This window comes from Azospirillum sp. A26 (assembly GCF_042604635.1).
In the GTDB taxonomy this organism is placed as follows: domain Bacteria; phylum Pseudomonadota; class Alphaproteobacteria; order Azospirillales; family Azospirillaceae; genus Azospirillum; species Azospirillum palustre.
Genome location: NZ_CP170473.1, coordinates 791,328 through 811,201 on the forward strand (window position 1 = coordinate 791,328; position 19,874 = coordinate 811,201).

Sequence of the window (19,874 nt, forward strand, 5' to 3'; positions counted from 1 at the left end):
CCCCTGCCCCGTCATTCCGCCCCACCCCATCAGAACGTCAGCCGTTCGATGTTCTGCAGCACCAGCTGGTGATGGTTCTGGTCCTCCAGCGTGACGGTCGTCTCCTGGGTGAAGGTCAGGCCGTGGCCTGACGGATCCACCGTGTAGGCATGCCCGTCCAGCTGCTGCATCCAGTTGGTGCCGGCATTGGCGACGAAGGCGCCGACCTCCACCACGTCGGTCCAGCCCGCCCCGCCGTTGATGGTCAGGTCGCCGCCGCGCGGGGCGAAGATGAACAGGTCGTCGCCGGCCCCGCCGGACATGCTGGTGGTGGTCGTTCCGGCATGCAGGATGTCCGCACCCGCGCTGCCGGTCATCGTCGCGCTGTTCGAGACCAGGACCTGCACCGCCAGCGGATCGCTGGACAGCCCCTGATCGTCGCTGACCATCACCTCCAGCGTCCGGGCGCCACTGCCGTTGGGCGTCAGGGCCAGATGGTGGAGGATGTCGGTGTAGGTCGCGGTGGAAGCCGTGCCGGACAGCGACAGCCGGTGGTTGGCATCGTCCCAGCTGACCTCGATCCCGGTGCCGGCCACCGTCTTGCGCCCGGTCGACGGATCGGTCGCGATGGTCAGGCTGTCGAGGTTCAGCGTGTCGCCGGTCTGCGACCCTGCGGCGATGCGGATCGACATGCCGGACATGACGCTGCTGTCCACATCGGTGATCGTCGCGTCGGAAACCACGGCCGGATGGTCGGTGGCGTCGGCGGCGATCACAGTGGTGGGATGGGCGGCGGCCAGCGTCGGCTTGTCGTTCACCGGATCGACGGTCACCGCCAGCGTCTGGGTGACCGCCGCGGTGCTGGCCCCGTCCTGGGCGGTCGCGGTGACCGACAGGGTGACGGTGCCGTTGGCGTCGGCCGGCGGGGTGTAGGTCAGGCCGGTCAGGTCCGCCGCGCTGAGGGTCCAGCTGCCGTCGCTGTTGTGGATGCCGTGGTTCAGGCTGGCGCCCGCCGGCATGCCGGTGATCCGCACCGTCACCGTTTCCGACCCGTCGGTGTCGGTGGAGGCGGCGGTGATGGTCAGCGGGATCGCCGTGTCCTCAAGCCCATGGACGGCCGGAGCGGTCAGCATCGGGGTGTCGGCAACCGGCGTCACCGTCACCGCGAGCGAGCGCGACAGGCTGGCCGGCGTGGCGGTGCCGTCGGTCGAGATGGCGGTGACCGACAGGGTGAAGCTGGTGCCGCTGTCGTGGGGCGGCGTGATCGACAGGCCGGCCAGCTGGGCCGGGGTCAGGGTGATCGCGCCGTTGACGATGGTCAGCGTGTCGCCCGCCGTGTTCGACAGGTGGGCGCCGATCGGGATGTTGGCGATGGTGACGCTCAGCGTCTCCGACGGATCGGTCAGGGCCGGGGTGATCGACAGCGCCACCGTGCCGTCTTCCGCCACCGCCGCCGGATTGACCGCCAGGGTGGGGGTGTCGGAAACCGGCAGGACCGTGACTGCCAGCTGCGCCACGGTGGAGGCCGGAGCGGCGCTGCCGTCGGTCGAGGTCGCGGTGACGGTCAGGGTGAAGTCGGCGTCGTCGTTCGGCGGCGGCTTGATCTTCAGCCCGGTCAGCTGCGCCGGCGTCAGGGTGATCGACCCATTGCTGATCGTCAGCGTGTTGCCGGCGCTGTTGGTCAGCTTGGCTCCGGCCGGGATGCCGGCGATGGTGATGCTCAGCACCTCCGACGTGTCGGTCAGGGCCGAGGTGATGGACAGCGGGATCGCCGTATCCTCGTTGCCGCTCGCGGCCGACACGGTCAGGGTCGGGGCATCGGACACCGGGTTGACGGTCACCGCGAGCGTCGAGGACACCGACACCGGGGCCGCGCTGCCGTCCTTGGCGGTGGCGGTCACCGTCAGGGTGAAATCGGCATCGCTGTTCGACGGCGGCTTGATCGCCAGCCCGGCCAGCTTGTCCGGGGTCAGGGTGATGGAGCCGCTGCTGACCGTCAGCGTGTCGCCGGCGCTGTTGCTCAGGCTGGCGCCGGTCGGGATGCCGCTGATGGTGATCGTCAGCGTCTCCGACCCGTCGGTGTCGGTCAGCGCCGGGTTGATCGTCAGCGCAATGGGCGTGTCTTCGTTGCCGGTCGCGGGCGTCACGCTCAGGGTCGGCGTGTCGGAGACCGGGTTCACCGTGACCAGCAGCGGCGCGCTGGTGCTGGCCGGTGCCGCGCTGCCATCGGTCGAGGTCGCGGTGACGGTCAGGGTGAAGTCGTCGTCGCGGTTCAGCGGCGGCGTGATCTTCAGCCCGGCAAGCTGGGCCGGAGTCAGCGTGATCGACCCATTGCTGATCGTCAGCGTGTTGCCGGCGCTGTTCGTCAGGCTGGCGCCGGTCGGGATGCCGCTGATGGTGACCGTCAGCGTCTCCGACCCGTCGGTGTCGGTCAGCGCCGGATTGATCGTCAGCGCGATGGCCGTGTCCTCGTTGCCCGTCGCCGCCGACACGCTCAAGGTCGGGGTGTCGGACACCGGATTGACCGTCACCGCCAGCGTCGAGGACACCGACACCGCAGCGGCGCTGCCATCCTTTGCGGTGGCGGTCACCGTCAGGTTGAAATCGGCATCGCTGTTGGACGGCGGCTTGATCGCCAGCCCGGCCAGCTTGTCCGGGGTCAGGGTGATCGAGCCGTTGCTGACGGTCAGCGTGTTGCCGGCGCTGTTGCTCAGGGTGGCGCCGGTCGGGATGCCGCTGATGGTGATCGTCAGCGTCTCCGAGCCGTCCAGATCGGTCAGCGCCGGGATGATCGTCAGGGCGATGGGCGTGTCTTCGTTGCCGGTCGCCGGCATGACGCTCAGGGTCGGCGTGTCGGTGACCGGGTTCACCGTAACCAGCAGCGGCGCGCTGGTGCTGGCCGGTGCCGCAGTGCCGTCGGTGGCGATGGCCGTGACGGTCAGGGTGAAGTCGGCGTCGCTGTTCGACGGCGGCGTGATCTTCAGCCCGGCAAGCTGCGCCGGGGTCAGGGTGATCGAGCCGTTGCTGATGGTCAGCGTGTTGCCGGCGCTGTTGCTCAGGCTGGCGCCGGTCGGGATGCCGCTGATGGCGATCGTCAGCGTCTCCGACCCGTCGGTGTCGGTCAGCGCCGGGTTGATCGTCAGCGCAATGGCCGTGTCCTCGTTGCCGGTCGCGGCGGACACTGTCAGGGTCGGGGTGTCGGACACCGCGGCCAGGGTGATCGGCACGGTGACGGTCCTGGTCGCCGTGCTGCCGTTGGACTCGATGCTGACTGCGGTGACGGTCAGGGTGATCGCCGCATCGCTGTTGGCGGGCGGGGTCAGGGTCAGGCCGGTGAGTTGGGCCGGCGTCAGGGTCCAGCTGCCGTCGGCGTTCTTCGTTCCGGCCGACAGCAGCGCGCCCGTCGGCACGCCGGCAATCGTCAGCAGCCCCAGCCGCTCCGACCCGTCGGTGTCGTACAGCGCCACCGAGAGGTTCAGCGGCACGGCAATGTCCTCGGTGCCGGTCAGCGGCGCCCAGGTGATGATCGGCTGGTCGGCGACCGGATCGACGCTGACCCGGAACAGCTGGCTGGTGGTGGCGGTGGCGCCGGTGGAGGCTTCCGTCGTCGTCGCGGTCAGGGTCAGGTTGAAGTCGGTGCCGGCATTGGTCGGCGGCATCAGCTTCAGCCCGGACAGCTGGGCCGCGGTCAGGGCGACCGAGCCGGCGGTCGGCGTCAGAATGGTGCCGTTGGCATCGATCAGCACCGCACCGGCCGGCAGGCCGGACAGCACGATAGCCATCGTCTCCGACCCATCGGTGTCGACCAGCGCCGCCGTCAGGTTCAGCGCGATGGCGGTGTCCTCGCTGCCCGAGGCGTTGGCGACGATGACGGTCGGCGCGTCGGCGACCGCCGTAACGTTCACATGGATGGTGGCGGTGGTGCTCGCCGTGTCCTTGTTGGAGCTTTCCAGGCTGGTGGCGGTCAGCGTCAGGTCCATGCCGCCCGAATAGTTGCGCGGCGGCGTGACGGTCAGGCCCGCCAGTTCCGACGGCTTCAGGGTCCAGGACCCGTCGCCGTTGTTGGAGCCGTGGTTCAGCACGGCACCGGCCGGCAGGCCCGACAGGATGACCGCCATCGTCTCCGACCCGTCGGTGTCGACGAGGCTGGCCGACAGGTTCAGGGCGATTGCGGTGTCCTCCGTCCCCGTCGTGTCATGGACCGTGACGTTCGGCGCGTCGGCGACCGCGGTGTAGGTGACCGAGAAGCTCTTCGTTGACCAGGCGGGGGCCGCCGTGCCGTCCTGGGAGGCCGCCTCCACCGTCAGCGTCACCGTGCCGGAATAGTTGGCGGGCGGCGTCAGCGTCAGGGCCGCGCGGTCGCCGGCCGACAGGCCGGTCAGATCGTAGACGCCGTTGCCGAGCGACGTGCCGCCCGACAGGGTGAAGCCGGCCGGCACCGTCACCCGCAGGGCGGTGATCACCTCGCCGGTGCCGACCAGATCGGTGACCGCGGCGTCGATGGACAGGTTGGCGGCATGATCCTCCAGCGCCGTGGCGGCGCTGACGGAAATGGCCGGGGCGTCGCTGACCGGCGCAACCTCAATGGTCAGCGTCTTGGTCGTGGTCGCCCGGTCGGCGTTGCTGATCTCGCGCGAGACCGCCGTCACCGTCAGCTGGAAGGTGCCGCTGGCATCGTGCGGCGGGGTGAATTTCAGCCCCGCCAGCTGGGCCGGCGTCAAAACCCAGCGCCCGGTGGTGGAGTCGAGATAGCCGGCCGACAGCGAGGCACCGGCCGGCACCCCTTCGATGATGATGCTGGCGAGCGTTTCCGACCCATCGGTGTCGGCCAGCGCGGCGGTGATGTTCAGCGCGACGGCGGTGTCCTCGTTGCCGGACGCCGTCTGCACGGTCAGCAGCGGGCTATCGGCGACGGCGGTGACGGTCACGGCCTGGGTCAGCGTGGTGTGGGCATTGCTGCTGCCCGACACCACGTCGATGGCGAGGGTGAAATCGGCATCGCTGTTCGACGGCGGGGTCAGTTTCAGCCCGTCGAGCTGCGCCTTGGTCAGCGTGATCGAGCCGCCGGTGACGGTCAGCGTGTCGCCGGCCGTGTTGGTCAGGCTGGCGCCGGTCGGAATGCCCGACAGGGTGACCGTGGAGACGTCCTGCCAGTTCGCCAGCCCGTCCTTCAGGCCGAGCGCGACGCCCGTATCCTCGGCGGTGGTCACGGCATGCGGCCGGTCACTGCCGACGCTGGGGTCCAGCACCGGGGGCGGAGGCGGCGGCGGAGGAGGAGGAGGGGGCGGCGGAGGCGGGCTGGTGCCGCCGCCGGTGTTGCCGCCATTGCCCGGATCGGTCGAGCCGCCGCCGGAAGAGGCCGTGGTGGTCCAGCTCAGCACGAAGCTGTCGGACACGCTGGTGTTGCGGTCGCCCTCGCTCTCGATGCTGTAGGGGTTGACCGTCAGCGTGACGCTGGCGGTGTCGACGCTGCCGGCCACCGTGTGGGTGATGCCGGTGGCGTTCGCATCCTTGACGGTCAGCTTCAGACCGCCCTCGGCCAGCGCCGCGGTATAGTCCTCCGCAGTCAGCGTCCAGGTGCCGTTGCCGTTGTCGATGCCGCGCGACAGCACCGTGCCCTTCGGCACGCCGCCGATGGTGACCGCCAGCTTTTCCGACCCGTCGGTGTCGGCCAGAAAGGCGTTCAGGTTCAGCACCAGCCCGTCCGGCACGCCGGCCGTCGACTGGTCATCGACATGGTAGGGCACCGCCGAACCGTCGGCGGCATGCGACACCGGCGCGTCGGCCACCGCGGTGATGGTGACGGTCGGGGTGTAGGTCCTGGTCAGGGTGTCGGTGCCGTCCATCGCCGTCACCTTGACGGTGATGGTGAAGTCGTCGGCGTTGTTGGCCGGCACGATCAGGCGCAGTTTGCCGAGCTTCGCCGGATCGACCGTCCAGCTGCCATTGGCATTCGCGGTCAGCGCGCCGGCATCGCTGCTGGTCAGCGTCACCCCGACCGGCAGGCCGGAGATGACGATGGCGGAAATGTGCTCCGACCCGTCGCTGTCGCCGGTCAGGGCGGAGATGGTCAGCGGGATGCCGCCGATGGCATCCTCCAGCCCGCTGGCGCCGATCGAGACGACCGGCTCATCCGCCTTGGGATCGACGGTGACCGTCAGGTCGCGGGTGTCCTTCAGCGTTCCGCCCGACGTCACACCGTTCACGGTAACGATCGGGGCACCGTTGCTGTCGGTGGTGATGACGTCCACCTTCAGCGAGATGGTACCGGAGAAGTCCTTCTTCGTCGTCAGGGTCAGTTCGTTGCGGTACTCCGCATCGACCGACCAGCGGCCGTTGCCGAGATAGACCAGACCGCTGTCGTGCCCGGGCGCCAGCGACAGCCAGGAGCCCGACGGCAGGTTGCTGACGACCAGCGACAGGCGTTCCGATCCGTCATCGTCGGTCATCAGCAAACTGCCGAGATTCAGGTTGATCGCCGTGTCCTCGTCGCCGCGGGCGGTCAGCGTGCCGTTCGGCGTCACGACGTCGGCCACGCCCTGCACCTCGACATGGACGGACACCGCCGCCGCGTCGGCGAAGGCGCCGTTGGAGCTCTCCGTCGCCCGAGCGGTGAAGGTCAGGTTGAAGCCGGTGTTGGAGTTGGCCGGCGGGGTGATCGTCAACCCGGACAGGTCGGCCTGGGTCAGCACCCATTTGCCCAGGGTGGCGTCGTAATGGCCATGGTTCAGCGTGGCGCCCGCCGGCACGCCACCGACGAGGATGCTGAGGCTTTCCGAGCCGTCGCGGTCGGTCAATGCTGCGACCACCGACAGCGGGATGGCGGTGTCCTCGCGCCCCACCGCGTCGGAGGCCGACAGCACCGGCGTGTCGGCGACGGCGGTGACGGTCACCGTCAGCGACTGCGGCGCCGAGGTGGCGGTGGTCGCCCCCTCCACCGAGGTGGCGGTGATCTTCAGCGTCAGCGTGCCGGAATAGTTCGACGGCGGGGTGAAGGTCAGGCCGGTCAGCTGCGCCGGGGTCAGCGTCCAGCTGCCGTCGGCGTTGTGGATGCCGGCGGACAGTTTCGCCCCTTCCGGCAGGTCGGTGATGGTGATGTGGTCCAGCGTCTCGCCCGTCACGTCGGACAGGTGGGCGTCGATGGACAGCGGGATGGCGGTGTCCTCAAAGCCCGTCGTCGCCACGGGGATGACGATGGGGGCGTCGGCCACGCCGGTGACGGTCACCGTCAGGGTCGCCGGCGCGGAATCGGCGGTCGAGCCGTTCTCGCGCTCGACCGAGGTCGCGACGACGCGGAGGGTGATGGTGCCGGAGAAGTCGTGCGGCGGGGTCAGGCGCAAGCTCGCCAGATCGGCCGCGTTGACCTTCCAGCTGGTGCTGCCGTCGCCTTGGGTGCTCAGGACCGTGCCGAGACTGAGGCTCGCCCCCGCCGGCACGCCGGAGATGGTGACGTAGCCGATGCTCTCCGACCCGTCGGTGTCGGTCAGCGCCGGGGTGATCTTCAGCGCGACCGAGGTGTCTTCATCCGTCGCCGCCGCCGCCGCGGTCACGGTCGGCGCATCGGCCACCGCATCGACGGTGATGGTGCCGGTCGCCGACTTGCTGCCACGCACCGTGCCGGCGCTGGTGCTGTCGATGGTCCCGACCGTCAGGGTGTAGGTGAGATCGGCGTCGGAGTTGCGGGTGGTGACGATCTTCAGGCCCGACACCGTCCAGGTTCCGGCCGATCCGCCGGCCACCAGGGCGCTGGTCGGTATCGTCCAGCTGTAGGTCCCGGTGCCGCTGCGCGTCAGCTCGGTGCCGTTCAGGTACAGCTTGGCGCCGGCGACATCCAGCTGCGCGGCCGACATGGTCAGCCTGACCGTCTCCACAGCCTCGGGGCTGGCGGCATCGACGTCGCTGAGCGTGATGGTCGGGGCGATGGCGATGCCGCCGGCCGCATCCTCGTTGCCGCGCGCGTTCAGCGTGGTCAGCGTGATGGGGTCGGCGACCGGCGCCACCTTGATGGTCTGCGTGGCGGTGGAGCTGCCGCCATAGGCATCGGTCACCGTGAAGGAGAAGGTCTCGGTCCCGCTGAAATCGGCGTCAGGCGTGTAGGTGAAGGTGCCGTCGGCGTTCACCACCAGCGTGCCGTGCGCCAGCCGCACCGGCTGGCCGTTGTCGCCCGGCCCCTTGAAGGTCAGGCTGTCGTCGGTGCGCCCGTTGAGGGTGTCCTGGTCGGTGGCGACGAGGCGGCTGCTGACCGCATTGTCCTCGGTGGTGGCCGTGGTGGTGGCGGTAGCGGTGGCCGTCGGGGTGTAGTTCAGCACCTCGCGCACATTGACCGGCTGGCCGTCGACGTAGATTTCGAGCTTCTCGAAATCCGCGACCTTGATGCCCAGCGCCGTCAGGGTGACGGCGTTGGCGACATCGGTGTCCTTGGTCGCGGCGTTGGGATCGGCCGCCGCCGCCTCGATCAGGTCGCGCAGGGTCCGCAGATCGGCCAGGATCGCAGGGTTGGACATCTGGGCGGAGGTCAGCATCACCCGGAAGGTGTCGATGCCGGCATCGCCATCCTGCAGTTCCGGAGCCGACGCGGTTCCGCCATCGGTGCCGACGGTGAAGATCGACAGGTCGTCGCCGGCCCCGCCATGGATGGTGTCGGTCCCGGCCCCGCCGGTGATGGTGTCGTTGCCGCCGCCGCCGAGCAGGATGTTGGCGCCGCCGTCGCCGGTGATGACGTCGTCGAAGGCCGAGCCGGTGACGTTCTCCAGATTGCGGAGCACGTCGGTGCCCTCGCCGGTGCCGACCCCGGTCGCCAGATTGGCGTTCACCGCGGTCGCCGAGCCGGCGTAGGTGACGGTGTCGTTGCCGGCACCGCCATCGATGGTGTCGTTGCCGGGGCCGCCGGCCAGCAGGTCGTTGTCGTCGCCACCGTCCAGGCTGTCGTCGCCCAGCCCGCCGATCAGGGTGTCGTTGCCGGCCCCGCCGAGGATGGTGTCGTTGCCGTCGCCGCCGTCCAGGCTGTCGTTGCCCTTCGGCGTGTTGCCGAAGCTGATGGTCAGCGTCCGCGGATCGCTGTCGGCGGTGCTGCCGTTCTCCAACTCCTTGGAGGTCGAGACGACGGTGAGGGTGATGGGATGGCTGGTGTCGCCTTCCTGCGCCGTCAGCTTCAGACCGGACAGCTGGGCCTCGGTCAGGGTCCAGGTGCCGTCGGCGTTGAGGGTGCCGGCGCTGAGCGTCGCCCCGGCCGGGACGCCGGAGATCGTCACCTTGGAGATGTATTCCGACCCGTCGCGGTCGGTCACGGCGGGGGTGATCGACAGGGCGACGGTGAAGGTGCCGGTGCCGTCGCCATAGATCACGTCGTCGCCGGCGCCGCCCAGGATGGTGTCGTTGCCCGCGCCGCCCGACAGCGTGTCGTTGCCGGCGGTGCCGGTCAGCGTGTCGTTCTGCCCGACCGCCAGATCGTAGGAGACCGGCGTGACGGAAACGGTCGGCTTGTCGGCCACGGCGACGACGGTGACGGCCAGGGTCGTCTGCACCGAGACCGGGGACAGGCCGCGGTCCGTCGCCGTGGCGGTGACGGTCAGGGTGAAATCGACGTCGCTGTCGGCCTTCGGAGTGATCTTCAGGTTGGCCAGCTGGGCCTGGGTCAGGGTCCAGCTGGTGGTGCCGTTGCTTTCCATCACATAGGTGCCGGCGCTGAGCGTCGCCCCGGCGGGAACGCCGGTGATCTTGACGCTCAGGCTCTCCGACCCGTCGAGATCGGTCAGGGCCGACCTGATGTCCAGCGCAATCGCGGTGTCTTCGTTGCCGCTCGCCGCGGTGACGGTCAGCGTCGGGGTGTCGGTCACCGGGTTGACGGTGACCACCAGCGGCAGGGTCGTGGTCGCCTCCGCAGCACCGCGGTCCTTGGAAACAGCGGTCACCGACAGGGTGAAGTCATCGTCGCTGTTCAGCGGCGGCGTGATCTTCAACCCGGCAAGCTGATCGGGATTGAGCGTGATCGATCCGTTGGTGACCGTCAGCGTGCCGTTCAGCGTGTTGACCAGCGTCGCACCGGCCGGAATGCCGCTGATGCGGATCGTCAGCACCTCCGACCCGTCGGTGTCGACCAGCGCCGGGGTGATCGTCAGCGGAATGGCGGTGTCTTCGTTACCGGTGACGGCGGTGACGCTCAGCGTCGGCGCGTCGGACACTGGGTTGACGGTGACCGGCAGGGTCTGGGTCACGCTGACCGCGTCGGCAACGCCGTCCTTGGCGGTCGCAGTGACGGTGAGGGTAAAGTCGTCGTCGCTGTTCAGCGGCGGGGTGATCTTGAGCCCGGCAAGCTGATTGGGGTTCAGCGTGATCGAACCGTTGCTGACCGTCAGCGTGCCGTTCAGCGTGTTGGCGAGGATCGCGCCGGTCGGGATGCCGCTGATGGTGATCGTCAGGGTTTCCGACCCGTCGGTATCGGTCAGCGCCGGGCTGATCGTCAGCGCAATCGCCGTGTCTTCATTGCCCGTCGCCGCGGTGACGCTCAGCGTTGGCGTGTCGGTGACCGGATCGACGGTGACATGCAGAGTCTGGCTCGTCGTCGCGACCGGTGCGCTGCCGTCCTTGGCGATTGCGGTGACCGTCAGGTCGAAGTCCACGTCGCTGTTGTTCGGCGGCGTGATCTTCAGGCCGGTCAGCTGGTCCTTCGTCAGGGTCCAGGTGGTGGTGCCATTGCTTTCCGTAACCGAGCTGCCGGCACTCAGCGTCGCCCCGGCGGGGACACCGGAAATCCGGATGCTCAGCGTCTCCGAGCCGTCGGTGTCGGTCAGCGCCGGGTTGATCGTCAGCGGGATCGCCGTGTCTTCATCGCCACGGGCGGCGGACACCGACAGGGACGGGGTGTCCGACACCGGATTGACGGTGACCACCAGCGGCGCACTGACGCTGACCGGAGCGGCGACGCCATCCTTGGCGGTCGCGGTCACGGTCAGGGTGAAGTCATCGTCGCTGTTCGACGGCGGGGTGATCTTCAGACCGGCAAGCTGGTCGGGATTGAGCGCGATCGAGCCGTTGCTGACCGTCAGCGTGCCGTTCAGCGTGTTGACCAGCGTTGCGCCTGCCGGAATGCCGCTGATGGTGATGGTCAGCACCTCCGACCCGTCCAGATCGGTCAGGGCCGGGGTGATCGACAGCGCAATCGCCGTGTCTTCGTCGCCACTCGCGGCGGAAACGCTCAGCGTCGGGGTGTCGGTCACTGGATCGACGGTGACGTGCAGGGTCTGGGTCGCCGTCGCCACCGGGGCGTTGCCGTCCTTGGCAATCGCGGTAACCGTCAGGTCGAAGTCCAGGTCGCTGTTCGACGGCGGCGTGATCTTCAGGCCGGCCAACTGCTGAGGCGTCAGCGTCCAGGTGGTCGTGCCATTGCTTTCCGTAACCGAAGTGCCGGCGCTCAGCGTCGCTCCGGCCGGGACGCCGGCAACGGTGATCGACAGCGTCTCCGAGCCGTCGGTGTCGGTCAGGGCCGGGCTGATGGTCAGCGGGATGGCGGTGTCTTCATCGCCACGAGCAGCCGAAACCGACAGGGTCGGGGTGTCGGTGACCGGATCGACGGTGACATGCAGGGTCTGGCTCGTCGTCGCGACCGGCGCGCTGCCATCCTTGGCGATTGCGGTGACCGTCAGGTCGAAATCCACGTCGCTGTTCGACGGCGGCGTGATCTTCAAGCCAGCAAGCTGCTGAGGCGTCAGCGTCCAGGTGGTCGTGCCGTTCTGCTCGGTGACCGAGGTACCGGCGCTCAGCGTTGCGCCGGCCGGAACGCCGGCAATGGTGATCGTCAGCGTCTCCGAGCCGTCGGTGTCGGTCAGCGCCGGGCTGATCGTTAGCGGGATGGCAGTGTCTTCGTCACCGCGGGCGGCCGAAACCGACAAGGTCGGGGTGTCGGTCACCGGGTTGACGGTCACCGCCAGGGTCTGGGTCACGCTGACCGCGTCGGCGACGCCGTCCTTGGCGGTTGCGGTGACGGTGAGCGTGAAGTCGTCGTCGCTGTTCAGCGGCGGGGTGATCTTGAGCCCGGCAAGCTGATTGGGGTTCAGCGTGATCGAACCGTTGCTGACCGTCAGCGATCCATTCAGCGTGTTGGCGAGCGTCGCACCGGCCGGAATGCCGCTGATGGTGATCGTCAGCACCTCCGACCCGTCGGTGTCGGTCAGGGCCGGGCTGATGGTCAGCGCAATCGCGGTGTCTTCGTTGCCCGTCGCCGCGGTGACGCTCAGCGTCGGAGTATCGGTCACCGGATTGACGATGACAGCCAGCGGCGCGCTGACGCTGACCGGAGCGGCAACGCCATCCTTGGCGGTCGCCGTGACGGTGAGAGTAAAGTCGTCGTCGCTGTTGTGCGGCGGCGTGATCTTCAACCCGGCAAGCTGATTGGGGTTCAGCGTGATCGAGCCGTTGGTGACCGTCAGCGATCCATTCAGCGTGTTGGCAAGCGTTGCGCCCGCCGGAATGCCGCTGATGGTGATCGTCAGCACCTCCGACCCATCCAGATCGGTCAGTGCCGGGCTGATAGTCAGCGCAATCGCCGTGTCTTCATTGCCGCTGGCTGCGGAAACGCTCAGCGTCGGGGTGTCGGTGACCGGATCGACAGTGACATGCAGGGTCTGGCTCGTCGTCGCGACGGGTGCGCTGCCGTCCTTGGCAATCGCAGTGACCGTCAGGTCGAAATCCACATCGCTGTTGGCCGGCGGCGCGATCTTCAAGCCGGCAAGCTGCTGAGGCGTCAGCGTCCAGGTGGTGGTGCCATCCGGCTGAGTAACAGCGGTGCCAGCGCTCAGCGTCGCACCAGCCGGAACGCCGGCGACGGTGATCGTCAGCGTCTCCGAGCCGTCGGTGTCCGTCAGCGCCGGGCTGATCGTCAGCGGGATGGCGTTGTCTTCATCACCGCGGGCGGCGGATACGGACAGAGCCGGGGTGTCGGTCACCGGGCTGACGGTCACCGCCAGGGTCTGCGTCACCGACACCGGATTGGCAACGCCATCCTTGGCCGTCGCGGTGACAATGAGCGTGAAGTCGTCGTCACTGTTCGACGGCGGCGTGATCTTCAGACCGGCAAGCTGGTCCGGCGTCAGCGTAATCGAACCATTGCTGATGGTCAGCGTGTTGCCGGCTGTATTGCTGAGGCTGGCGCCGCTCGGAATCCCACTGATGGTGATCGTCAGCGTCTCCGATCCATCCAGATCGGTCAGCGCCGGGCTGATCGCCAGCGCAATCGCCGTGTCTTCGTTGCCGCTCGCCGCGGTGACGCTCAGCGTCGGCGTGTCGGTCACCGGATCGACGGTGACATGCAGGGTCTGGCTCGTCGTCGCGACCGGCGCGCTGCCGTCCTTGGCGATCGCGGTGACCGTCAGGTCGAAATCCACATCGCTGTTGACCGGCGGCGTGATCTTCAGACCGGCAAGCTGCTGAGGCGTCAGCGTCCAGGTGGTCGTGCCATCCGGCTGAGTAACAGCGGTGCCGGCGCTCAACGTTGCACCGGCCGGAACGCCGGCGATGGTGATCGTCAGCGTCTCCGAGCCGTCGGTGTCGGTCAGCGCCGGGCTGATCGTCAGCGGAATGGCAGTGTCTTCGTCACCGCGGGCGGCGGATACGGACAGGGTCGGAGTGTCCGACACCGGGTTGACGGTCACCAGCAGCGGCGCACTGGTGCTGGCCGGCGCCGCGCTCCCGTCCTTGGCGGTCGCGGTGACGGTGAGGGTGAAGTCATCGTCGCTGTTCACCGGCGGCGTGATCTTCAGCCCGGCAAGCTGGTCGGGGTTCAGAGTGATCGAGCCGTTGGTAACGGTCAGCGTGCCGTTCAGCGTGTTGGTGAGCGTCGCACCCGCCGGAATGCCGGCGATGGTGACGGTCAGCACCTCCGACCCGTCGGTGTCGGTCAAAGCCGGCGTGATCGACAGCGCAATCGCGGTGTCCTCGTTGCCCGTCGCCGCCGTGACACTCAGCGAAGGAGTATCCGACACCGGGCTGACGGTCACCGGCAGGGTCTGGCTGACCGAAACCGGGTTGGCGACGCCGTCCTTGGCGGTCGCGGTGACGGTGAGCGTGAAGTCCGCATCGCTGTTCAGCGGCGGCGTGATCTTCAAGCCGGCAAGCTGGTCCGGCGTCAACGTGATCGAACCGTTGCTGATCGTCAGCGTGTTGCCGGCCGTGTTGCTGAGGCTGGCGCCGCTCGGAATCCCGCTGATGGTGATCGTCAGCGTCTCCGACCCATCCAGATCGGTCAGGGCCGGGCTGATCGCCAGCGCAATCGCCGTGTCTTCGTTGCCGCTCGCGGCGGAAACGCTCAGCGTCGGGGTGTCGGTCACCGGATCGACGGTGACGTGCAGAGTCTGGCTCGTCGTCGCGACCGGCGCGCTGCCGTCCTTGGCGATTGCGGTAACCGTCAGGTCGAAATCCACGTCGCTGTTCGATGGCGGCGTGATCTTTAGGCCGGCCAACTGCTGAGGCGTCAGCGTCCAGGTCGTCGTGCCGTCCTGCTGGGTAACGGCAATGCCAGCGCTCAGCGTCGCACCGGCCGGAACGCCGGCGACGGTGATCGTCAGCGTCTCCGAGCCGTCGGTGTCCGTCAGCGCCGGGCTGATCGTCAGCGGAATGGCGGTGTCCTCATCGCCGCGGGCGGCCGAAACGGACAGGGTCGGAGTGTCAGACACCGGATTGACGGTCACCGACAGCGGTGCGCTGACGCTGACCGGAGCGGCAACACCGTCCTTCGCAGTGGTCGTGACGGTCAGGGTGAAGTCAGCGTCGCTGTTGTTCGGCGGCGTGATTTTCAAACCGGCAAGCTGGTCCGGCGTCAGCGTGATCGAACCGTTGCTGATGGTCAGCGTATCGCCAGCCGTGTTGCTGAGGCTGGCACCTGCCGGGATGCCGCTGATGGTGACGGTCAGCGTTTCCGAGCCGTCGGTGTCGGTCAGGGCCGGGTTGATCGCCAGCGCAATCGCGCTGTCTTCGTTGCCGGTCGCCGCGGTGACGCTCAGCGTCGGGGTATCGGTCACCGGATTGACGGTAACCACCAACGGTGCGCTGACGCTGGCCGGAGTGGCAACGCCATCCTTGGCCGTGGCGGTGACGGTCAGGGTGAAGTCACCGTCACTGTTCACCGGCGGCGTGATCTTGAGCCCGGCCAACTGGTCGGGGTTCAGCGTGATCGAGCCGTTGGTAAATGTCAGTGATCCATTCAGCGTGTTGGCGAGCGTCGCACCGGTCGGGATGCCGCTGATCGTGATCGTCAGCGCTTCCGATCCGTCCAGATCCGTCAACGCCGGGCTGATCGACAGCGCAATCGCCGTGTCTTCGTTGCCGCTCGCGGCGGTGACCGACAGAGTCGGGGTATCGGTGACCGGATCGACGGTGACATGCAGGGTCTGGCTCGTCGTCGCAATCGGCGCGTTGCCATCCTTGGCAATCGCGGTGACCGTCAGGTCGAAGTCCACGTCGCTGTTCGACGGCGGCGTGATCTTCAACCCGCCCAGTTGCTGAGGCGTCAGCGTCCAAGTCGTCGTGCCGTCCTGCTGGGTAACGGCAATGCCAGCGCTCAGCGTCGCTCCCGCCGGAACTCCGGCGACGGTGATCGTCAGCGTCTCCGAGCCGTCGGTGTCGGTCAGCGCCGGGCTGATCGTCAGCGGGATGGCAGTGTCTTCGTCACCGCGGGCGGCCGAAACCGACAGGGTCGGGGTGTCGGTCACCGGGCTGACAGTCACCGCCAGGGTCTGCGTCACCGAAACCGGGTCGGCAACGCCATCCTTTGCGGTCGCGGTTACGGTCAGGGTGAAGTCATCGTCGCTGTTCGACGGCGGCGTGATCTTCAGACCGGCAAGCTGGTCCGGCGTCAGAGTGATCGAACCGTTGCTGATCGTCAGCGTGTTGCCGGCCGTGTTGCTGAGGCTGGCGCCGCTCGGAATGCCGCTGATGGTGATCGTCAGGGTTTCCGACCCATCCAGATCGGTCAGGGCCGGGGTGATCGCCAGCGCAATCGCCGTGTCTTCGTTGCCACTCGCCGCTGTGACGCTCAGCGTCGGGGTGTCGGTCACCGGATCGACGGTGACATGCAGAGTCTGGCTCGTCGTCGCGACCGGCGCGCTGCCGTCCTTGGCGATTGCGGTAACCGTCAGGTCGAAATCCACGTCGCTGTTGGCCGGCGGCGTGATCTTCAGGCCGGCCAACTGCTGAGGCGTCAGCGTCCATGTGGTCGTACCGTTCTGCTCGGTGACCGAGGTGCCGGCGCTCAGCGTTGCACCGGCCGGAACGCCGGCGACGGTGATCGTCAGCGTCTCCGAGCCGTCGGTGTCCGTCAGCGCCGGGCTGATCGTCAGCGGAATGGCGGTGTCCTCATCGCCGCGGGCGGCCGAAACGGACAGGGTCGGAGTGTCAGACACCGGATTGACGGTCACCGACAGCGGTGCGCTGACGCTGACCGGAGCGGCAACACCGTCCTTCGCAGTGGTCGTGACGGTCAGGGTGAAGTCAGCGTCGCTGTTGTTCGGCGGCGTGATTTTCAAACCGGCAAGCTGGTCCGGCGTCAGCGTGATCGAACCGTTGCTGATGGTCAGCGTATCGCCAGCCGTGTTGCTGAAGCTGGCACCTGCCGGGATGCCGCTGATGGTGACGGTCAGCGTTTCCGAGCCGTCGGTGTCGGTCAGGGCCGGGTTGATCGCCAGCGCAATCGCGCTGTCTTCGTTGCCGGTCGCCGCGGTGACGCTCAGCGTCGGGGTATCGGTCACCGGATTGACGGTAACCACCAGCGGTGCGCTGGCGCTGGCCGGAGTGGCAACGCCATCCTTGGCCGTGGCGGTGACGGTCAGGGTGAAGTCATCGTCGCTGTTCGACGGCGGCGTGATCTTCAATCCGGCAAGCTGGTCCGGCGTCAGCGTGATCGAGCCGTTGTTGACCGTCAGCGTGCCGTTAAGGGTGTTGGCGAGCGTTGCTCCGGTCGGGATGCCGCTGATCGTGATCGTCAGCGCTTCCGATCCGTCCAGATCCGTCAACGCCGGGCTGATCGACAGCGCAATCGCCGTGTCTTCATTGCCGCTCGCCGCGGTGACCGACAGAGTCGGGGTGTCGGTGACCGGATCGACGGTGACATGCAGGGTCTGGCTCGTCGTCGCGACGGATGCGCTCCCATCCTTGGCAATCGCGGTGACCGTCAGGTCGAAATCCACGTCGCTGTCGGCCGGCGGCGTGATCTTCAAGCCGGTAAGCTGCTGAGGCGTCAGCGTCCAGGTGGTCGTGCCGTCCGGCTGGGTGACCGACGTGCCGGCGCTCAGCGTCGCACCGGCCGGAACTCCGGCGACGGTGATCGTCAGCGTCTCCGAGCCGTCGGTGTCGGTCAGCGCCGGGCTGATCGTCAGCGGGATGGCGGTGTCTTCGTCACCGAGGGCGGCGGACAGGGACAGGGTCGGGGTGTCGGTCACCGGGTTGACGGTCACCGCCAGGATCTGCGTCACCGAAACCGGGTCGGCGACGCCATCCCTGGCCGTCGCCGTGACGGTCAGCGAGAAATCCGCATCGCTGTTCTCAGGCGGGGTGATCGCCAGCCCCGCCAGCTGACCCGGCGTCAGGGTGATCGCCCCGCCGGAAATGGTCAGCGGATCGCCGGCCGTGTTGGTCAGCACCGCTCCGGCCGGGATGCCGCTGATGGTGATCGTCAGCGTCTCCGAGCCATCCAGATCGGTCAGGGCCGGGCTGATCGACAGCGGGATCGCCGTGTCTTCGCTGCCGGTGGCCGCCGTGACGCTCAAGGTCGGCGTATCGGTGACCGGGGTCACCGTGACCGTCAGGGGAGCGCTGACGCTGACCGGATCGGCACCGCCGTCCCGGGCGGTGGCGGTGACGGTCAGGGTGAAATCCACGTCGCTGTTGGCCGGCGGCGTGATCGTCAGGCCGGCCAGCTGGTTCGGCGACAGCGTGATCGACCCGTTGCCGATCGTCAGCGTGTCGCCCGCACTGTTCTTCAGGCTCGCGCCGACGGGAATGCCGCTGATCGTAATGCTCAGCGATTCCGAGCCGTCGGTGTCCGTCAGGGCCGGTGAGATGACCAGCGGAATGGCCGTGTCTTCGTTGCCGCTCGCCGCGGTGACCGACAGGGTCGGGGTGTCGGTCACCGGGTTGACGGTGATGGCCAGCGGAGCGCTGACGCTCACCGGCGCGGCGGTGCCGTCCTGCGCGGTCGTGGTCACGGTCAGGGTGAAGTCGGCGTCGCTGTTGGCCGGCGGCGTGATCCGGAGGCCCGCCAGCTGACCGGGCGTCAGCGTGACCGCACCGTTGCTGATCGACAGCGTGTCGCCCGCCGCGTTGGCGAGGCTGGCACCGGCGGGGATGCCGCTGATCGTGATGCTCAGCGTCTCCGACCCGTCGGTATCGGTCAGCGCCGGGGTGATCGTCAGCGGGATCGCGGAGTCTTCGTTGCCGGTCGCCGCACTGACGCTCAGCGTCGGGGTATCGGTCACCGGGTTCACCGTGACCACCAGCGGCAGGCTGGTGCTGGCCGGCGCGGCGCTGCCGTCGCGGCTGGTCGCCGTGACGGTGAGCGTGAAATCGGCGTCGCTGTTCAGCGGCGGGGTGATCGCCAGCCCCGCCAGCTGGCCCGGCGTCAGGGTGATCGAGCCGCCGGAAACCGTCAGCACCTCGCCGGCCGCATTGGTCAGGACCGCACCGGTCGGAATGCCGGCGATGGTGACCGTCAGCGTCTCCGAACCGTCGGTGTCGGTCAGCGCCGGGCTGATCGACAGCGGAATCGCCGTATCCTCGGCACCGGTGACGGCCGAGACGCCGAGCGTCGGCGTGTCGGAGACCGGATTGACCGTGACCGGCAGCGTGGCGGTGACGCTGTTGGGCGCGGCGGTGCCGTCGGTGCTGGTGGCCGTCACGGTCAGGCTGAAACTGTCGCCGCTGTTGGCCGGCGGGGTCAGCGTCAGGCCGGGGATCTGCGATGCGGTCAGCACGATGCTGCCGTTGACCACCGTCAGCACCGCGCCGGAGGCGTCGCGCAGAACCGCGCCGTCCGGGATGCCGGCCAGGGTGACGGTCAGCACCTCCGTCCCGCCGGTGTCGGTCAGGGCGGCGGCGATGTTCAGGGCGATGGCGCTGTCCTCGTCACCGGACACCCCGTTCACCGTCAGGCTGGGCGTGTCGGACACCGGTGCGGGTGCGGGCGTGGGCGCAGGCGTGGGCGTCGAGGGTGCGGCGACGGCGGGGGCGACCACCGCGGCGGCCTGCAGGAAGGTCACGCCCTCAGCGGCGGGAACCGCCCCGTTGTCGATCACCTGATCGGGCGTCTCGGGCATGGGGATGTCCGACGCCGCAACCTCGAGCGGGTCGTAGGCCGAGGTCGTGCGCGCAGTCGACAGCAGCTCCGCCCGCTCCGACATCCTGCCGGCGGCACCGCGGCCCTCCCCGTCCGTCGGGCCGGAGCCCTCGGGACCGGCCGGGCCGGAACCGCGGGTGCCTTCGGTGCGCAGCACGTCGCCGTTCAGCAGCAGCGCGTTCACCGCCTGGTCGGCGGCGACCGCCACCGATTCGCCGACGACGGCACCGGTCTGCACCGCGCCGCCCACCATCAGATCCTCGGCGCCGCGATAGTCGGTCTGGACATAGCCCAGCGTATCGTCGGGCCGCTGCAGCTGTACGGAACTCGCCTCATGGATGACGCCGCCCAGGCGGGTGCCGTCGACCTGCTGGAGAAGGGTCAGATCATCCAGGATTTGACGATCGTCGACAGCCGGGACCTTACCCTGAACCGCTTCCTCAGCCATCTGACCGCTCCATAAATCGGGTGCAAAATCGCACCGCACCACGTGTCACGACCCTAGGTTCTAACGCTCCTACTTGCTTGTGATAAGAAACATCCTGTGATGAGTTTCAACAGCTTGGACGCTGAACCG

General features: G+C 68.4%; 1 protein-coding gene. It reads right to left on the bottom strand.

Features of this window, described 5'->3' with window-relative positions; translation table 11 throughout:
* Positions 1-29: 29 nt before the first annotated feature.
* Entirely contained in the window at positions 30-19,745 is a 19,716-nt protein-coding gene (locus ABNQ39_RS17745; protein ID WP_376962211.1) for a beta strand repeat-containing protein, read from the bottom strand.
* Between the last annotated feature and the right edge of the window lie 129 nt (positions 19,746-19,874).